The organism is Streptomyces rectiverticillatus (assembly GCF_013394065.1).
Taxonomy (GTDB): Bacteria; Actinomycetota; Actinomycetes; order Streptomycetales; family Streptomycetaceae; genus Streptomyces; species Streptomyces rectiverticillatus.
In genome coordinates this window covers 6,192,997-6,210,007 of sequence record NZ_CP040752.1, presented here as the reverse complement: position 1 = coordinate 6,210,007, position 17,011 = coordinate 6,192,997, and the positions used below count along the sequence as shown (strand labels likewise).

The following is a 17,011-nucleotide window of genomic DNA, read 5'->3' as shown; positions in this document are numbered from 1 at the left end:
CCTTATTCTTTTCGACTGTCTGACACCCGCGTACGGGATTACCGGCCCGCCCCGGCCGCCGCGTGTGTGGCGAAGGCGTTGAACGCCGCGATCCGGTCGGCCACTTCGGAGACGAGGGCGAGGTCGCCCGGGCTGAGCGGGCCCCGGCGGTGCGCCTCGCCCCGCACGAGGACGAGGTGGCCCCCGGGGACGCCCCGGTAGTCCAGCGACAGGGCCACCGCCGAGTCGGCCCGCCACTCGCGCAGCAGGTCGAGGTGGGCCGGGTCCGTCTGCTTGAGCAGCCCCTCGTGCCCGCTGATCACGAGTTGGGGGGCGGAGCCCTTCAGGGCCAGGGCGCGTACGCCGTCCAGCGCCGCCGAGAACTCGGCCGGGGACTGGACGACGGGCCCGGAGTGCGTCGCCGGTGCGTCCAGCGAGACCGCCGAGGCCATGAAGGGGACGCACGCCTTGGCCGCCGCCGGTACGACGTCCGCCGCGCCGGCGGTGTTGCGCACGGTGGCGCCGATGTGGGCGAGAAATCCCAGGGATTCCTCGGCGGCCTTTCGTCCTGCGATGTAGCGCAGGGCGGTCGTCCAATTCTCGGTCGAGTTTTCCGTACTGTTTCCGGGCATAGTGGGGTCCCTTGAAGAATTCGGGTTCGGGTGGGGTTCGTGATTCGACGTTAACGGGTTCTCCCCGGCCGGCACAAGGATTTCATCCGGGCCTTTTATCGAATCGGCGATTTCATTTACTGCGAGAACGGAGGCATTACGGCGTTCCTTTCCGGCGCAGTGGAGGGCACGGAAAGGGTGCGGCAAAGGAACCGGTCGTGGCGTACGGCCGGGGAGAGGCGCAGGCGAGTGCCGTGCGCACAGGGGCGGGCGGGCGCGGAGACGTCCGGGCGGGCTGCCCGCAGGCGGATCAGGCGAAGTTCACGTCGGGGTCGAGCAGGCACAGCTGCCCGTCCGCCAGGTGCAGGCGGTCGTTGCTGTAGTTCAGCGCCGCCGAGCGCAGGTCGCGCAGGGACTTCTCCAGCCGGGTCGGCGAGTCCTGGAGGTAGCCGTGGCGCAGGCCGACGGCGTCGACGAGGTCGTTCACGGCCGCGTGACACTCCTCGGCCGCGGTGATCTTGAGGTTGTTCAGCAGCAGCTGGATGCCCGGGGCGGACAGGTCCGTCTCCCCCGCGACCAGCTCCTGCGTGCGGCGCAGCAGCGCGTGGACGCCGTCGAGCCGCTGCCGGGACCGGGACAGCCGGGTCAGGAACAGCTCCGAGCCGAGGTCGAACCGCTTGCGGACCTTGGGGTCGCGCAGCAGGTGCAGGACCCGGGACAGGGCCCCGCAGGCCGTCCCCAGCCAGGCCGCCGACCAGCCGAGGTGGGCCAGCGGGCCGAACACGCCCTGGGCGATCCGGTGGAAGGCGCCGTGCTCGCCGAGCACCTGGTGGGCGGGGACGGTGCCGGTGAGGGTCAGCGGGAGGCTGTGGCTGGCGCGCATGCCCATCGGGCACCACTGCCCGGCGCTCTCCACGCGCAGCTGCCGGCGGTGGGCGTACACCAGGGAGACGTGGTGGTCCGCGGTGGCCTCCGGGCTGCGCATCGTGATGAGGAAGCCGTCCGCCATGGTGCCGCCGGTCACGATCGGCGCGGTCCGGTCGATCTCCAGGGTCCCGCCGGCCTCGCGCAGCGGGGCGTACGACCTGAACAGGTGCCCGCCCTTGCCGGGTTCGGTGGTGACCGAGGCCAGATAGAGGTCCCCGGACGCCAGCAGGGGCAGCAGTTCCTCGCGCAGGGGCGAGCTCGCGTAGCGCACGATCGCCTCCGACTGCTGACAGTGCATCGCGAAGATCATCGCCACCGACATGTCGGTGCGCCCCAGGATCATGCTGACGTCGACGAGGTCGGCGACCGTGCCGCCGAGGCCCCCGTCCGCGGCGGGCACCAGGAGGCCGAGCAGCCCGGTGCGGCGCATCTCCGCGAGCGCCTGCTCGGGGAAGACCGCGTCGCGTTCGGTGCGGGCGAGGTCCTGTTCGGCGACGCGGGCCACGGAGGCGGCCCGTTCCGCGAGGCTCGGTGTGCCGCCCGCCGGTCCGCCGCCGTCCGCGGGGGCCTTCGTCTTCTGCACGGCTGCTGTGGTCATCGCGCCTCTTTCCGGGGAGTGGCGGCGGCCGCCTGCAGCGACCGGTGGTCGATCTTTCCGTTGTGCGTGAGGGGCAGCGCTTCCCACTCCCGCCAGCGCCGCGGCACCATCGGCAGGGGCAGGGCCGCGCCCAGGGTCTCCTCCAGCGCCTCCGGCTCCGCCGGGCTGCGCAGGCAGTAGTGGGCGACCAGCTCGGCGAGGTCGCCCTCGCCGGACACCGTGACGGCGCACTTCTCAACGGCGGGGTGCCGGCTCAGGACGGCTTCGATCTCGTCGAGTTCCATGCGCACGCCGGCGACCTTCACCTGCCGGTCGCTGCGGCCCAGGTAGTGCACGAGCCCCTCGTCGAAGCGCGCGAGGTCGCCGGTGCGGTAGAGCCGCCCGGTCGCCGAGGCCGGGTCGAAGGGGTCGCGGAAGAACGCGCGGTCGGTGGTGGCGGGGTCGTTGAGGTAGCCGAGCCCCACGCCGGTCCCGCCGACGAACAGCTCGCCGCTCTCCCCCGGTCCGGCCGCCCGCCACGTGCCGTCCGCGCCGTGCACCAGCAGGTAGAGCGCGGTGTTGACGACGGGTGAGCCGACCGGCAGCCGGGGGCGGGCGAGGTCGGCGGACGTCACCAGGTGGTGGGTGACGTCGTCGGAGCACTCGGTGGGCCCGTAGGCGTTGACCACGGCCACGTGCGGGAGGCCGTCGAGGACCCGTGCCGCCACGGCCGGGTGGAGCTCTTCGCCGGTGGACAGCAGCCACCGCAGCTGCTGCAGCAGTCCGCCGCCCAGGCGCCGGGCCTCGTCGACGAGCCAGCCGACGACGGTGGGGACGAGTTCGACGACCGTCACGCCCGCGGTGTCGAGGGTGCCGACGAGCCATCGCGGGAAGCGCATGGCGCCGTCGTCGACGACCACGAGCCGGCCGCCCGCCAGCAGCGGGCAGAGCATCTGCCAGATCGAGATGTCGAACACCAGCGGGGCCGTGAAGGCCACCACGTCGCCGGGGCCCAGGGACAGGTCGGCGACCTTGGCCCAGAGGTGATTGAGCATGCCCTGGTGCTCGACCGTGGCGCCCTTGGGGCGGCCGGTGGTTCCCGAGGTGAAGATGGTGTAGCGGGTTTCGCGGGAGCGGTCGGCCGTGTTCCGGGGCAGGGGCGCGGCGGGCCCCGGTGCTCCCTCGGCCGGCGGTCGCAGCGTCGGGGTGCCCTCGGCCGCGGCGGCCGCGGTCGCGGCGCGGGCGGTGCTGCTCGCATCGCCGGCCTCGCCTGCATTGCCGGTGCCGGTGGCGGTGCCGGTGCCGGTGCCGGAGTAGTCCAGCAGCAGCGCGGCCCGGCTGCGGTTGAGCACGTCCCGGACCCGGACCTCGGGCCAGCCCAGGTCGATGGGCAGGTAGGAGGCGCCCAGGCTCTCCAGCGCGAGGAAGACGACGGGCGTGCCGGTGCTGCGGGGGCCCACGGCGGCGACCACGTCGCCCGCGCGCACGCCGCGGGAGTGCAGTGCGTCCCGCATCACGGCGACCCGCTCCAGCAACTCCCGGTAGGTCAGTGTGCGTTCGCCCTCGGTGACGGCGATACGGTCAGGGGCCTGCTCGGCGTGCAGGATGACGTACTCCAGCACGCTGGTCCGCGTGTCGGCGTCCTGGGTCCTGCGCAGGGCCAGGGCGTTCGCCCGGTCCACCGTGCCGGGGGCCAGGGGGAGTTCGGCGCGTACGGGCACCGCGCGCCCGGTGTCCTGCTGCACGTCCGCGTCCTGCCACGCCGTCATCGGGTCACCGCCCCGGCACCCGGGCCGCCGTGGCGCTCCAGGTCGTGGAAGAACCCGTCGACCGCGGAGAGTTCGCCCAGCTCCCGGGCCCGGCTGAAGACGTGTTCGCCGACCGCGAGGTCGAGCACGCCCAGGCCGAAGGGCGAGAAGACCACGGTGCGGTCGTCGGGGACGGCCGTCCTGCCGGTGAGGACGTCGTACAGCGTGCCGTCCAGGAAGTCCCGGCCACCGGTCAGCTGCTCGGCGAGGTGGACCGAGGTGTTCGCTTTGAGGACGTGCTCGACGTCGTCGACGATGTTGACGCTGTCGAGGATGACGTCGGTGCCGAGATCCCGCAGGGACACGTGCAGCACCAGCGGGTGGTGGGCGAACCAGGACGGGTCGAGAAGGTGCGGCGCGGCCGCCGTGGTGGCACAGACGACCACGTCGGAGGACCGGACGAGTTCCTCGGCGGAATCGTGGACGCGTACGGTGGCGGCGCCGGTGGCGGTGCCCAGATAATCCGCGAAACTGCGGGCGTAATCCGCCGACAGGTCATGGACGCCGAATTCTTCGGGGGCCGGGTCGAGTGCGGACAGATAGGTGTGCAGATAGCGGGCGATGAGCCCGGTGCCGAGATATCCCACGCGGTGTGCGGGGCGTCCTCCGATAAGGGACCGCGCCGCGACTGCGGCGGATGCGGCGGTACGTACGGCGCTGATGATGGAGCTCTCCAGGCACGCGTACGGATACCCCGTGACCGGGTCGTTGAGAACGAGGACGGCGGAGGCCCGGGGAATGCCGCGGTCCAGGTTTTCGGGAAAGCTGGAGATCCATTTGATGCCGTCGACCGGACGGTCGCCGCCGAGCGAGGCGGGCAGGGCGATGATGCGGGCGGTGGGCCGGTCGGGAAAACGAAGGAAGTACGAGGGAGGATTGACGGTGCGGGCCTCGCCGTGCAGGAGGTAGGCCTTTTCGACGAGTTCGGTGATTTCCCGCTGCCGGCCGTCGAGCACCCGGTGCACCGTACGGCCCGGGACGACGGAGAATTCCGGGATTTCTGCCTGGTCGCTCAATGGTTCTCCAGGAGTGAGTGGACCACGTCGTCGTGGCCGTAGTGATGAGTGACCCACGTGTCGTCGTAGATGGTGTCGACGTAGCGCTCCCCCAGGTCGGGGGCGATGGCGACGGCGGTGCGGGCGGGGGTGCGGTGCCGGGCGAGCCACCGGGAGGCGGCGCTGACGACCGTTCCGGAGGAGCCGCCCAGGAGCATCCCGCGCGCGGCGAGCCGGCGGCAGGTGCGGATGGTGTCGATCTCGTGGACGCGGATGACCTCGTCGACGAGGTCGCCGGTGAGTTCCGGGTCGATCAGCGGCATCGGGGTGCCGGCGCCGAGTCCGGGGATGTGCCGTGGCCCCGGGGTTCCCGCGAAGCTGACCGAGCCGACGCTGTCGACGGCGATGATGCGAACCTGAGGCCGGTGTTCGCGGAAGTAGCGGGCACAGCCCATGAGGGTGCCTCCGGTGCCCGTGCCGATGAACAGGGTGTCGAGGTCGGGGAACTGCTTGGCGATGAAGGGGGCGGTGTTCTCGTAGTGCGCCGCCCAGTTGGCCGGGTTCTCGTACTGGTTGAGCCAGACGTAGGCAGGGTCCTCCCGGCAGCGCTTTCGCACATAGGCCTTGCGGGCGGCCAGGTAACCGCCGGTCGCATCGGGTTCGCCGACGATGACGACCTCGGCGCCCAGGGCCCGCATGAGGTTGACCGTGGCGGGGTTGCAGTTGGGGTCGGTGACGCAGACGAAGCGCAGCCCTTTCGACGCGGCGGTCACGGCCAGGGCCACGCCGAGATTGCCGGAAGAGGACTCGATCAGGATGGAGTCGGGGCCGATGACGCCCTCGCGTTCCGCGGTGGCGACCATCCATGTGGCCGGGACGATTTTTATGGATCCGGCGAAGTTGAAACCTTCGCATTTGAGGTGGAGCGGTATGCCGAGAGTGGGCCGCAAATCGATGTAGACATCACTCTCGAGCAGCTCGTGGGCAGCGGTGATGAAGGTCATGCGTTGCGTTCACTTCCATTCCTCTGCAGGGATCGCTGAAACAATCCACGGCAAAGCGAGTCGTGGTCCGCAGGGCATGCTGGATCAGCCCGGACCACATCATGTGTCGCATGTGCGGAAAGGGCGAAGAAGGGACGCGCTGAAGCTCTCGGAAGAGAAAGGCAAGGGCTCGGCCGGCGCGGCACCGCCGGTCACCCCGGGCGTTTATCCGGCTGGTCGGGTCCGGAAAACGTTACGGACGCGGAGATCGCGCCCCGAGGAAAGTCTTGGAATCCGTTCGAATGTCTTTCTGCACCCCCCTGCCCTGGAGCTTCTCAAAACCGTCTGTTCGGTCGGTAGTGAATAATCGGCCAGGTGATACTTCATAACGGCCATGATCAAGATGTCGTCCGGCGCTTCGTCCTGCGCCCGGACGAGACCGTCCCCCCGCACCGGCACGAGCAGACGCAGGTCGTCGTCCCGCACACCGGCGTCCTGGCCGTGATCACGGCACTGGGAACCTGGGTCGTCGCCGCCCCGGACCGCGCCGTCGTCATCCCGCCGGGACTCGAGCACTCCCACCGCGCCCACACCCGGAGCCTGGTGTCGACGATCATGCTGGCCTACCCGCCGATGCGGGCCCGGGCCGGTGACCGCCCCACGGTGGTGAACCTGACCCCGCTGGCCCGGCACGTGCTGACGGCCCTGTCCGAACCGGACCGGCCGGCCCGGATGCGGTCCGCGCTGGAGAACGTGCTGCGCTACGAACTCCGCAGCGAGAAGCACCAGTCCAACGCGCTGTCGCTGCCCACCCCCCGTGACCCGCGGCTGCTGGCGCTGAGCAGTTCGCTGATCCACGGCCCCGCCGACGGCCGCAGTCTCGACGACCACGCGCGGGACCTGGGGACCAGCCAGCGCACCCTGCGCCGGCTGATCAAGGCCGAGCTGGGGATGTCCTTCCCGCAGTGGCGGACCCTCGTCCGCCTGGTCGCCTCACTGGCCCACCTCGCCAACGGCGAGTCGGTCACCAATACGGCCCACCTGTGCGGGTTCACCTCGCCGAGCGTGTTCATCGCCCGCTTCAAGGAGTTCGTCCACGTCACGCCGGGCGCCTACCGGGACCGGATGCTGGCGTCCGCAGCGGAGACGGGTCACACCCCGCCGTGAGCCGGACCCTGCCGCCGTGAGCCGGACCCCGGGAACGGCCGGGTGCCGGCCGGACCGCTGAGGGTCCGGGAGCTTCCGCGGCCGGCGGGCGGGGGCCGTCAACGGGCGTCCCGCCGGGCGGGAGAGAGCCCGGCCTCGGGGGCGCCCGCGGCCCGTTGCACCGGTTCCGGCGCCGGGGCCGGTCCGGTCGCCGGTGCCGGTTCCGGTGCCGCCGGCTTCGGTACGACCGGCTCGGGCAGGGTCCGGAAGAGCAGCCAGGCCAGGGCGGGCATGGCGATCAGCGGGGCCAGGGCCGTCTGCAGGGAGGTGGCGTCGGCGACGCTGCCGATGACCGGGCTGACGAGACCGCCGATGCTCACGGTCAGGCCGAGGGTGATCCCGCTGGCGGTGCCGACGCGCGAGGGGAGGTAGTCCTGGCCGAGGGTGACCTGCAGGGAGAAGGGGATGTAGAGCCCGGCCGAGGTGAGGGCCACGAACAGGTAGATCACCGGGCCGGGGGCGAAGACGATGCCCGCGACGGCGGCGACGGTCATCAGGTACGACCCGCGCACGACGGTGACCCGGTCCCACCGGTTGGCCAGGTTGCCGCCCAGCACCGTGCCGACCGCACCGCCCAGGTAGAGCACGCACAGCGCCGCGGTGCCCGCCGCCGTACCGCCTCCCGTGCGCTGCCGGGTGTAGAACGAGATGAACGTGCTCAGGCCGATGAACACGATGGACCGGCAGACCACCGCCAGCGCCAGCTTCACGAACGAAGCCCTGTCGTCGGCGGCCGCCGCCGGAACGGCCTTGCGGGAGCCGGTCCCTGACGTCCTGTCCAGCATGCGCACGACGAGGAGGCACAGCACGCTGCCGACGAGGGCGGGCACCACGAACAGCGGTGTGAGCCGCAGGCCTCCGGCGGTCATGACCCCTGCGACCATCAGGGGGGCGACGGCGAAGCCGAGGTTGCCGCCGAGGGAGAACCAGCCCATCGCGGTGTGACTGCCCTTGCTGGCGACGCGCGCGACGCGGGCGGACTCGGGGTGGTACGCGGCGACGCCGACCCCGGAGACGGCCACGAACACCAGCGTCAGCGCGTAGGACCCGCCGAGACCGCTCAGGGCGATCCCCAGCCCGCCGAGGAACGTGCTCAGGGGCAGCAGCCAGGGCATCGCCCACCGGTCGGTGAGCACGCCGAACAGCGGTTGCGCCACGGAGGACAGCAGCGACGCGGCGAGCACGATGCCCGATGCCGCGGCATACGTGTAGTCGCGCTCGGCGACGAAGAACGGCACGAGCGCGGCCACCGCACCCTGGTAGACGTCCACACAGGCATGCCCGACCGACAGGAGGAGGATCGCTTTGTTCCTTGGCACCTCATCATGTTCACCGCTCGGCACCGTGTCGCACTTCCGATAATCTGCCAATCGATGAAGAACATCCGCCATGAGCCGGTCGCGCCGACCCGTATGCAGTGGCTGGCGCCCGGAGCCGCCATCGACGCCCACCGCCACGACGACCACCAGATCGTCTACGCGGCCCGCGGCGTGCTGGCCCTGACCACCGACGCGGGCTCCTGGATCGCCCCGGCCACCCGCGCCATCTGGGTGCCCGCCGGGACCGTCCACGCCCACCAGGCGCACGGGGGGCTCGACCTGCACCTGGTCGGCCTGCCCGCGACCGACAACCCGCTCGGCCTGGACGAGCCGACCGTGCTCACCGTCGGCCCGCTCCTGCGCGAGCTGATCCTCGCCTACACCCGCTCGCCGGACGACGACAGCCCCGAACGCGGGCGCCTGCGGGCCGTCCTGCTCGATCAGTTGCGGGCCTCGCAGCAGGAGCCCGTACACCTGCCGGCGCCCACCGCCCCGCGGCTCAAGGCGCTGTGCGCGATCCTGCAGGCCGACCCGACCGACGACCGCACCCTCGCCGCCCTGGGCAAGGAGGTCGGCGCGAGCGACCGCACCCTGTCCCGGCTCTTCAAGTCCGACCTCGGCATGACGTTTCCGCAGTGGCGCACCCAACTGCGGCTCTACCACGCCCTGATCCTGCTGGCGGAGAACACCCCGGTGACCACCGTGGCCCACATGTGCGGCTGGTCGTCCGCCAGCGCCTTCATCGACGTCTTCCGCCGCGCCTTCGGCCACACCCCGGGCTCCCACCAGCCCCGTTAGCGAAGCGACGGGCGCACCGGCACACCACCCGACCTGCTGTGACCTGCATCACACATGACGGGTTAGCCCGGCAACGGGGCCCACTTCCTGGTGGCCCCGCGGCGGTCTCCCTAGCCTTTTCAAGCCAGAAGATTCCGGCTCGGATCCCACTCCCCGGACGGTGGTTGTGGCTGGGTACAGACGAAACTTCATCACCGACTACGACGGTCTCGCCGGCCAGTGGTGGGATCCGCGCGGGGCGCTCGCGCCGCTGGGCTGGATCGCGCGGGCCCGCGCCGCCTTCGTCCCCGTCGCCGTCCCCGGCCCCGGCCCCGGCCCGGCGACGGGAGACGGGAACGAGCAGCCCCGGCTGCTGGACGTCGCCTGCGGCGGCGGCCTGTTCGGCCCGCACCTGGCGGGCAAGGGATACCGCGTGTTCGGCGTGGACCTGTCCGCCATGGCGCTCCGGGAGGCGCGGCAGCACGGCTACGACGCGGTGCTCCGGGCCGACATCACCCGGCTCCCCTTCACCGACGCGTCGTTCGACGTCGTCACGGCCGGGCAGTGCCTCGAACACGTTCCGGAGCCCTTCGTCGTGGTGTCGGAGCTGTGCCGGGTCCTGCGCCCCGGCGGCACGCTGATCGTCGACACCATCCCCGACACCGGCACGGCCCGGCTGGTCGCCATCACCCTCGCCGAGAACCTCCCCCTCCCGGGCAGGCCCCCGCGCGGCACCCACGACCACCGCCTCTTCGTCAACCGGGAGCGGCTGGTCAGGGTCGCGCGGGCGCACGGCGTGGAGCTCCGCCTGCTGGGACTGCGCCCGCACCTGCGCGACCTGGCCCGTTACCTCGTCAGACGACGCGAGGAGGTTCGTATGATCCCCACCAAGTCCACCGACGTCCTCTACCTGGGCGTGGGGACGAAACGATGACCGCCCGGGTGAGCATGCATCAGCGGCCGGCCCCGAGCACGGTGCGGACCTGGGTGGCCGGCGCCCGGCTGAAGACGCTCCCCGTGACCCTGGCGCCGATCGCGGTGGGAACGGGAATAGCCCACTCGCTCGGCCAGGTCCTCTGGTGGCGCACGGTCCTGACCCTGCTGTTCATGCTGGGCTTCGTCATCGGCACGAACTACTTCAACGACTACAGCGACGGCATCCGGGGAACCGACGACGAACGGCTGGGGCCCTCCCGGCTGGTCGGCTCCGGGCGGGCGTCGCCCCGGCAGGTCCTGCGCGCCGGAATGCTGCTGTACGCCGTTGCGATCGTGACCGGCGTGGTCATGGCCGTGACGGTCTCCTGGTGGATGATCCCGCTCACCGCGTACTGCGGGCTCGCCGGCTGGTTCTACACCGGCGGCCCCCGGCCCTACGGCTACCGGGCGCTGGGCGACCTCAGCATCTTCCTCTTCCACGGCGTCGTCATCGTGTGCACCACGGCCGGCGTCCAGCTGGGCCACGTGCCCCCGCTCGCCCTCGGAGCGGCCGTCCCCATGGGCCTGCTCTCCTGTGCGCTGCTGACGACGAACAACCTGCGCGACATCCGGACCGACGCCGCCGCGGGGAAGGTCACCGTCGCCGTGCTGCTGGGCGAGAGGCGGACCCGCGTGTACTACGTGCTGTGCGTCGCCGCCGCCTTCGCATCCGCGCTCCTCCTGGCCACCGCCCGCCCCTGGGCCGCGCTCGTGATCGCCGCCGTCCCCTCCGCGGCCTTCCCGCTGCGCCGGGTGCTGAGCGGGGCGCGCGGCAGCGACCTGATACCGGCGCTGGAGCACACGTGCCTGATGCTGCTCGCGTTCGGGTCCGTACTGGCGATCGGCCTGTCCCTGTGACCGGCGGCCGGAAGGGCACCCCCGTGACCCCTGACCACGAAGTGCTGGTGATCGGCGCCGGGTTCTCCGGCATCGGCGCGGCGATCGGCCTGCGCCGGGCCGGCATCGAGGACTTCGCCGTCATCGACGAGCAGGACGACGCCGGCGGTTCCTGGCACGCCAACACCTATCCCGGCATCGCCGTGGACATCACCGCCTTCTCCTACTCCTTCGCCTTCGAGCCCTTCCCGTCGTGGTCCCGGGCCTTCCCTCCCGGAGCGGAACTGAAGGCCTACGCGGACCACTGCGTCGACAAGTACGGCCTCCGGCCCCGTCTGCGCTTCAACGCAAGGGTGGTGCGGGCCGTTTACGACGACGCGGAGCACCTGTGGCAGGTGTTCCTGGAGGACGGCACTGCGGTCACGGCGCGGTTCGTCATCTGCGCCACGGGCTGGCTCACCAAGCCGAAGGCGCCCGCGATCGAGGGGCTGGACCGGTTCAAGGGCGACGTCGTCCACACGGCGGCGTGGGACCACTCCCTGGAACTGACCGACCGGAGCGTGGGGCTGATCGGCACCGGCGCCTCGGCGGTCCAGCTGATCCCGGAGATCGCGCCCCGGGTGGAGCACCTGCACGTCTACCAGCGCACCCCCGTCTGGGTCTTCCCCAAGCCGGACTTCGCGCTGCCCGCGGCGGTCCGCCGGCTGTTCCGGGCGGCTCCGTGGACGCAGCGGGCGATCCGGCTGGTCACCGACACCGCGACGGAGACCGGCTTCGTCATCGCCATGATCCACTACCGCCGGTTCCCCTTCCTGGTGCAGGCCGGTGAGGCGGTGTCCCGGCTCTACCTGCGCAGCCAGGTCAAAGGCGACCGCGAGCTGATGAGCAAGCTCGTTCCGGCGTACCGGCTCGGCTGCAAGCGGCCGTCGTTCGGCAAGGGCTACTGGCGCGCCTTCACCCGCGACAACGTCCGGCTCGTCACCGAGCCCATCGAGCAGATCACCGAGACCGGCATCCGCACGGCGGACGGCGAAGAACAGCGGTTCGACGTCCTGGTGCTGGCCACCGGGTTCCGGACCCTGGAGAACCTGCCGCCCTTCCCCACGCACGGCACGGGCGGCCGCGAACTCGGGGAGTTCTGGCGCACCGAGCGCTTCCAGTCCTACGAGGGCACGTCGGTCAAGGGGTTCCCGAACCTGTGGTTCATCGTCGGACCGTACTCCTTCACCGGCGGATCGTGGTTCGGGATGATCGACTACCAGGTCACCCACGCGCTGCGGGTGATCGGGGAGGCCCGGCGGCGGCGCGCCACGCAGGCGGTCGTCCGCCCGGAGAAGCACGACGGGTCCTTCCGCAGGACGCTGCGCCGGCAGCCGGACACGGTCTTCCTGCACGAGAGTTGCCGGCGTTCGAACAGCTACTACTTCGACGAACGCGGGGACGCGCCGGCGGTCCGTCCCGCCAGCACCTACGAGGCCGCCTGGCGGGCCGGGCACTTCGACCTCGACGACTACCGCTACGACCGACTTGGAGGGCAGCGTGATGCGACTCGGTGAAGTGCGGGGCAGGGACCGTGCGCTGTGCGTCTTCTACGCACTGTTCGCCTTCGGCGGCCTCGTCACCATGGGAGCGCTGGCCGTCGCCTTCGTGCGGCGGAACGCGAACGCCGGCCCGGCCGACGTCATCCGGAACTTCCTCCACGACGCGACGACCAATCTGGCGTCCCAGTTCATCTACGCGGACCTGGTGCTGATCTGGCTGGGCCTGGCGGCCTTCATGATCGTCGAGTCGCGGCGGCTGGGGATCCGGTACGTGTGGGCATACATCGTCGGCGCCCCGGCACTGGCACTGTGCGCGAGCTTCGCGGTCTTCATGTACGTCCGCCAGCTGAAGATCGCGGCACTCGACGAGGAACGCCGACCGGCCGCCGGGGCGGCGCCCCGCGAGGCGCTGAGCGGGGCGGGGCACTGACGACCGCGGAGCCGGCAGGGCGCGGCGGCGCGACCGGGTAGGACCGGAGGGCGCGGCCGGGGCGGGAGGCCACCCCGAAGCCCAGTGGGCACTGGCCGCACGACCTGCCCCGCCGCCCGCCGCCCACCGCCGGGGGGAGCGGAAGCCGACCCCAAAGCTCCGTCAGCAGGGCCGCGTGACCGGTCGGACCGGAAGACCCCTGCCCGGGAGCAGAAGGCCGACCCCAAAGCCCCACGGGCAGCCACCGCACGATCCGCCGGACCGGTGCCCACCGCCGAGGGGACCGGAAGGCTGACCGGAAAGGGAGCCGTTCCCCGGCGCGCGGGGGCTCCGGCCCCCCTGCCGGCTCGCCGCCCGTGCGCCGTCGGGCGACCATGGGAAGTACGGGACGGGTCCGCAGACCGGTCCCGGGGAGGCACCCGTGCCGTACACGCGAACGACCGACGTACTGATCGCGGGCGCCGGCCCCGTCGGGCTGAGCGCGGCCGCCGGACTCCGCAGCCGCGGAGTGGGCTGCCGGCCCGCCCCCGTACGCCAAGACGGTCGGCATCCAGCCGCGCACCCCGGAGGTATGGGATGGGACCGGATGGGCCTGGCCCGTACCGTCCTGGAGGCCGCCGCCCCGCTGCGCGGGCAGCTGACCTTCGTCAACGGCCGGAAGCAGGCGCGCAGCGACCTCGTGCTCCCGCCCGAGGTGCCGTACGGATTCGCCGCGCTGCCGCAGTACGAGACCGAGCGGATCCTGGAGAAGTACGTCGCGGGCCTGGGGACGGCGATCGAACGCGGCACCGAGCTGCTGTCGTTCACCCAGGACGCGGACGGGGTCACCGCCCGGCTGCGCACCGCCTCCGGCGCCGACGAGGAGGTCCGCGCCCGCTATCTGGTCGGCTGCGACGGCGCCCACAGCACCGTCCGCAAGGGGCTGGGCCGCGCCTTCGAAGGCGCGGCCTTCCCCGAGGAGTACATGCCGGCCGACGTGGAGACCGACTGGGACCTGCCGCACGGATACGGCCTGCGCTCCACCCACCGCGCCGGCGACGGTGCGACCGACGGCGCACTGGTCTGCATCCCGCTGCCCGGCGGCACGGGCCGCTACCGCATGTCGATGCTGGTCCCGCCCGCGCTCTTCGCGCGGGAGCCGGGCACGGGGCGCGCGCAGGGCAGCGACGGCGTCGCCCACGGCCTGGAGGGCGGCCGCGCCCCGGAGCCGGCATCCAGGACGCCTGCAACCTGACCTGGAAACTCGCCCTCGTCCTCCGCGGCGAGGCGGGCCCCGGACTGCTCGCGGGCTACGACGCCGAGCGCCGCCCGGTCGGCGAAGAGGTCGTCGGCCGGACCGTCCGCCACGCCGCCCACGGCATCGAGAAGGACCCGGACGACCCGCGGACCGTGATCCTCCGCGAGGCCCAGCCGCTCGTCGGCTACCGCGGCGGCCCGCTCGCCTGCGGCCCGCACGGCCCGGCCGACGCGCCCCAGCCCGGCGACCGGGCCCCGGACTGCCCCGGCCCCCGGCACCCTGGCCGTCCCGGGATACCGCGACGCCGCGGGAGAATTCGCCCGCCTCCGGCTGTCCGCGCCGACCTGAGGCAGGCGGAGCGGATACCCCAGGTGGGGGTAGATTCATCCCGTAAGGCCCCGTATATCCATATTGGCTGGATATGCTATGCATCATGGTCAAGCCTGGACAGCTGCGACTCCGTAGTCCCCACGGCCCGGGGCCCCTCGTCCTGCTGTCCCCGGTGATCCTGACCGTGGTCATCGCCGGCCTGGCGTACTCCACGCCCCCGGACATGGCCTTCAGCCGCATCCTGCCCGCGGCCCCGGCCCTCGCGGCCGCCATGTGGCCCGTGCTGCCCACCGTGCTGCTGGGGACGGTCTGCTTCCTGCTCATGATCGGCCTCAGCCTCGTGTTCCCCGGCCTGGGCGCGTGGTACACGGTGGCGGGCATCGTCGCGGTCACCGTGGCCGCCGCCTACGGCAGCCACGTCCGGCTCCAGCGGGAGCAGGCCCTCTTCCAGGTCCGGCTCGTCGCCGACGCGGCGCAGAAGGTGGTCCTGAGCCCGATGCCGCGCCGCTTCGGGGGCGTCGAGATCGAGGCGCTCTACCTCGCCGCCGCCGCGGAGGCCCGCATCGGCGGCGACTTCTACGAGGCGGTCACCACGCAGTACGGGGTCCGGCTGCTCATCGGCGACGTACGGGGCAAGGGGCTGGCAGCGGTGGGAACGGCCGCGGCGGTGGTCAACTCCTTCCGGGAGGCCGCCCACGACGAGCCCGACCTGGGCGGCGTCGCACGCCGCCTGGAAGCCAGCAGCACCCGCTACAACGCCTCGTTTCCCCCCGACGACCTGATGGAGCGCTTCACCACCGCCGTCCTCGTCGAGATCCCGTACGGAGAGGGCCGCGTCAGGATCCTCAACTGCGGCCATCCCCCACCGCTGCTCCTGAGCCGCGAGGACGTGCGCATCCTGAACCCCTCCGCGCCCTCACCGCTCCTCAACCTCGCGGACCTGATCGGTGATTGCTACAGCATCGACACCTTCGACTTCACCGCGGAGGACCAGCTGCTCCTCTACACCGACGGCGTCACCGAGGCCCGCGACCGCAACGGCAGGTTCTTCCCACTGGCGGACTGGATGCGCCGCCAGCCCTCGGCCCGGCCCCGCGAACTCCTGGACGGCCTCCACCGCGACCTCCTCCGCTTCAGCAACGGAGGCCTCGACGACGACATCGCCGCCCTCGCCGTACGCTTGCACACCGGCCGGCCCTGATCCGGTGCAACAGCCCGCTGAGCTATGCGGGGAGCGACTCCCCGGCGTAGCCGAGGGCGCGCAAGAGGTAGGCCTGGTCGATGGGTTCGGGGTCCGGCAGATCACCGACGGCCCGGAGCAGGTGTGTGCGGTCGTACGTGCGGCGGTGCATGGCGTACTTGAGCATCCAGGGGCCGTACTGGTGGATGCTCGCCTCGTAGCGCGTAGGGTCGGGCACCGACATCTCCAGGGACAGGGCCAGGCCTGGGTACCGAGATTCGAAGGCCGCGAAGGCCACGCCGAGTTCCGTGTTGACGGGGTGGGTCACGTGCATGGTGCGCAGGCCGGGTTCGCCGGCTCGGGAGCGGACCGCCCGGACCATGGCGCGGACGGCGTAGTCCGCCTGGAGCAGGTTCAGGGAGGCCTCGGGGTCACCGGTGAGGCGCAGACGCATCTCGTCGCCGCGACGGTGGGCCCGGGCGAGGAGCCGGTCGACGGCCTTGACGTGTCCCGCCGCATTGCGGAGGAGGCCGTCCAAGGTCCGGGACAGGATGTCGAGCGGCTGACCGGGAAGCCCTTCGGGCACGCGCCGGTCGGTGACCAGCAGGCTCGGCCGCAGAACGGTTGTCGTGCGCCGGGGGGCCGACAGGGCCCAGGCACGCACGAGGCGTTCGGCGGTGTGCTTGGTCTCCTCGTAGACGGTCTCGAACCCGTCGCTCTCCGACAGGTCCTCTTCCCCGATGCAGCCCTGGCGGCGTCGGCCGGCCACGAAAGCGGTGCTGATGTGGACCATGTGAGCCCCGGGCGCCTCTTCGGCGAGCCGAAGGACATGGCCGGTGCCGACAACGTTGGCCTTGTAGAGCGGAGCAGGGTCGCCTTCGAGGGCCAGCCGGGCCGCGCCGTGCCACACGGTGGTCAGGCCGTCGACGATCCGTGCGCGGTCCTCGGGGGACAGGCCGAGACCCGGGTCGGTGATGTCGGCGCCGAGATAGCGCACCCGCTCCAGTGCACCGGGCGCCAGTGGGGGGCTGTCGAGCCATGTCACCGCGGATTCGGTGCGCTCGCGGAGCTGTTGCGCCGTGCCGCGGCCCAGCACGGTGAACGTCTCCTCCGGCCAGTCGGCCAGGAGCTCGCGCAGGAGGCGGCAGCCGAGGAATCCGGTCGCGCCGGTCAGCAGTACGGACACGTGGCAGGCCTCCTTGGAACGGCGGCGTCGGCGGCGTCGGCAGTGCGAGGAAGCGGCGGCCAACTCTAGTGCAAAAACAGGAGTTTGAGGGAGAAGCTCCACCAATTCGGGTG

General features: G+C 71.9%; 16 protein-coding genes. 9 read left to right on the top strand and 7 right to left on the bottom strand.

Annotated elements, in window-relative coordinates:
• Positions 1 to 38 precede the first annotated feature (38 nt).
• The 5 genes from FGW37_RS26975 to sbnA all read right to left on the bottom strand — a co-directional run bounded on the left by FGW37_RS26975 (position 39) and on the right by sbnA (position 5,901).
• A complete protein-coding gene (locus FGW37_RS26975; RefSeq protein ID WP_179083422.1) occupies positions 39 to 611 on the bottom strand; it encodes a hypothetical protein in 573 nt (190 codons plus the stop codon).
• A gap of 289 nt (positions 612 to 900) precedes the next feature.
• Complete coding sequence (locus FGW37_RS26970) at positions 901 to 2,115, bottom strand: acyl-CoA dehydrogenase family protein (protein ID WP_179083421.1); 1,215 nt, start codon at positions 2,113 to 2,115, stop codon at positions 901 to 903.
• A complete protein-coding gene (locus FGW37_RS26965; RefSeq protein ID WP_179083420.1) occupies positions 2,112 to 3,863 on the bottom strand; it encodes an amino acid adenylation domain-containing protein in 1,752 nt (583 codons plus the stop codon). Before FGW37_RS26965 ends, FGW37_RS26970 begins: the two co-directional genes overlap by 4 nt.
• Entirely contained in the window at positions 3,860 to 4,918 is a 1,059-nt protein-coding gene (gene sbnB / locus FGW37_RS26960; protein WP_179083419.1) for a 2,3-diaminopropionate biosynthesis protein SbnB, read from the bottom strand. Before sbnB ends, FGW37_RS26965 begins: the two co-directional genes overlap by 4 nt.
• Positions 4,915 to 5,901 carry a 2,3-diaminopropionate biosynthesis protein SbnA gene (gene sbnA / locus FGW37_RS26955; RefSeq protein ID WP_179083418.1) on the bottom strand — a complete coding sequence of 329 codons (987 nt, stop codon included), beginning with the start codon at positions 5,899 to 5,901 and terminating at the stop codon, positions 4,915 to 4,917. Before sbnA ends, sbnB begins: the two co-directional genes overlap by 4 nt.
• Positions 5,902 to 6,255: 354 nt before the next feature.
• Between sbnA and FGW37_RS26950 the strand changes: the two genes are divergently transcribed.
• Positions 6,256 to 7,047: a helix-turn-helix transcriptional regulator gene (locus FGW37_RS26950; RefSeq protein ID WP_179083417.1), complete on the top strand. Its 792-nt coding sequence runs from the start codon at positions 6,256 to 6,258 to the stop codon at positions 7,045 to 7,047.
• Between the two features lie 98 nt (positions 7,048 to 7,145).
• Here FGW37_RS26950 and FGW37_RS26945 read toward each other — a convergent pair whose 3' ends face one another.
• A complete protein-coding gene (locus FGW37_RS26945; protein ID WP_179083416.1) occupies positions 7,146 to 8,405 on the bottom strand; it encodes an MFS transporter in 1,260 nt (419 codons plus the stop codon).
• A gap of 54 nt (positions 8,406 to 8,459) precedes the next feature.
• Between FGW37_RS26945 and FGW37_RS26940 the strand changes: the two genes are divergently transcribed.
• From FGW37_RS26940 to FGW37_RS26910, 8 genes are all read left to right on the top strand, one after another.
• Positions 8,460 to 9,203: an AraC family transcriptional regulator gene (locus FGW37_RS26940; RefSeq protein WP_179083415.1), complete on the top strand. Its 744-nt coding sequence runs from the start codon at positions 8,460 to 8,462 to the stop codon at positions 9,201 to 9,203.
• A 166-nt stretch (positions 9,204 to 9,369) separates the two neighbouring features.
• Positions 9,370 to 10,116, top strand: coding sequence for a class I SAM-dependent methyltransferase (locus FGW37_RS26935; RefSeq protein ID WP_179083414.1), 747 nt, complete (start codon positions 9,370 to 9,372; stop codon positions 10,114 to 10,116).
• Positions 10,117 to 10,130: 14 nt separating this feature from the next.
• Positions 10,131 to 11,015 (top strand): 1,4-dihydroxy-2-naphthoate polyprenyltransferase, encoded by an 885-nt coding sequence (locus FGW37_RS26930; RefSeq protein ID WP_246430863.1) that lies wholly within the window; start codon positions 10,131 to 10,133, stop codon positions 11,013 to 11,015.
• Positions 11,016 to 11,038: 23 nt separating this feature from the next.
• The gene (locus FGW37_RS26925) at positions 11,039 to 12,550 is read left to right on the top strand and encodes a flavin-containing monooxygenase (RefSeq protein WP_179083412.1); all 1,512 of its coding nucleotides are present in this window, start codon (positions 11,039 to 11,041) and stop codon (positions 12,548 to 12,550) included.
• The gene (locus FGW37_RS26920; RefSeq protein WP_179083411.1) at positions 12,537 to 12,965 is read left to right on the top strand and encodes a DUF2834 domain-containing protein; all 429 of its coding nucleotides are present in this window, start codon (positions 12,537 to 12,539) and stop codon (positions 12,963 to 12,965) included. Before FGW37_RS26925 ends, FGW37_RS26920 begins: the two co-directional genes overlap by 14 nt.
• A 421-nt stretch (positions 12,966 to 13,386) precedes the next feature.
• Positions 13,387 to 14,199: an FAD-dependent oxidoreductase gene (locus FGW37_RS33495; protein WP_246430584.1), complete on the top strand. Its 813-nt coding sequence runs from the start codon at positions 13,387 to 13,389 to the stop codon at positions 14,197 to 14,199.
• The gene (locus FGW37_RS33490) at positions 14,178 to 14,708 is read left to right on the top strand and encodes an FAD-dependent monooxygenase (RefSeq protein ID WP_246430862.1); all 531 of its coding nucleotides are present in this window, start codon (positions 14,178 to 14,180) and stop codon (positions 14,706 to 14,708) included. The genes FGW37_RS33495 and FGW37_RS33490 overlap by 22 nt, the downstream gene beginning before the upstream one ends.
• The gene (locus FGW37_RS26910; RefSeq protein ID WP_179083410.1) at positions 14,636 to 15,733 is read left to right on the top strand and encodes a PP2C family protein-serine/threonine phosphatase; all 1,098 of its coding nucleotides are present in this window, start codon (positions 14,636 to 14,638) and stop codon (positions 15,731 to 15,733) included. The genes FGW37_RS33490 and FGW37_RS26910 overlap by 73 nt, the downstream gene beginning before the upstream one ends.
• A 22-nt stretch (positions 15,734 to 15,755) precedes the next feature.
• Here FGW37_RS26910 and FGW37_RS26905 read toward each other — a convergent pair whose 3' ends face one another.
• Entirely contained in the window at positions 15,756 to 16,898 is a 1,143-nt protein-coding gene (locus FGW37_RS26905) for an SDR family oxidoreductase (RefSeq protein ID WP_179083409.1), read from the bottom strand.
• Positions 16,899 to 17,011: the final 113 nt, after the last annotated feature.

What these genes read in the sequence shown, in the direction of transcription:
- FGW37_RS26975 (WP_179083422.1), bottom strand. Translation starts at nt 611, where the DNA reads ATGCCCGGAAACAGTACGGAAAACTCGACCGAGAATTGGACGACCGCC.
- FGW37_RS26970 (WP_179083421.1), bottom strand. Translation starts at nt 2,115, where the DNA reads ATGACCACAGCAGCCGTGCAGAAGACGAAGGCCCCCGCGGACGGCGGC.
- FGW37_RS26965 (WP_179083420.1), bottom strand. Translation starts at nt 3,863, where the DNA reads ATGACGGCGTGGCAGGACGCGGACGTGCAGCAGGACACCGGGCGCGCG.
- sbnA (WP_179083418.1), bottom strand. Translation starts at nt 5,901, where the DNA reads ATGACCTTCATCACCGCTGCCCACGAGCTGCTCGAGAGTGATGTCTAC.
- FGW37_RS26940 (WP_179083415.1), top strand. Translation starts at nt 8,460, where the DNA reads ATGAAGAACATCCGCCATGAGCCGGTCGCGCCGACCCGTATGCAGTGG.
- FGW37_RS26930 (WP_246430863.1), top strand. Translation starts at nt 10,131, where the DNA reads ATGCATCAGCGGCCGGCCCCGAGCACGGTGCGGACCTGGGTGGCCGGC.
- FGW37_RS26920 (WP_179083411.1), top strand. Translation starts at nt 12,537, where the DNA reads ATGCGACTCGGTGAAGTGCGGGGCAGGGACCGTGCGCTGTGCGTCTTC.
- FGW37_RS26910 (WP_179083410.1), top strand. Translation starts at nt 14,636, where the DNA reads ATGGTCAAGCCTGGACAGCTGCGACTCCGTAGTCCCCACGGCCCGGGG.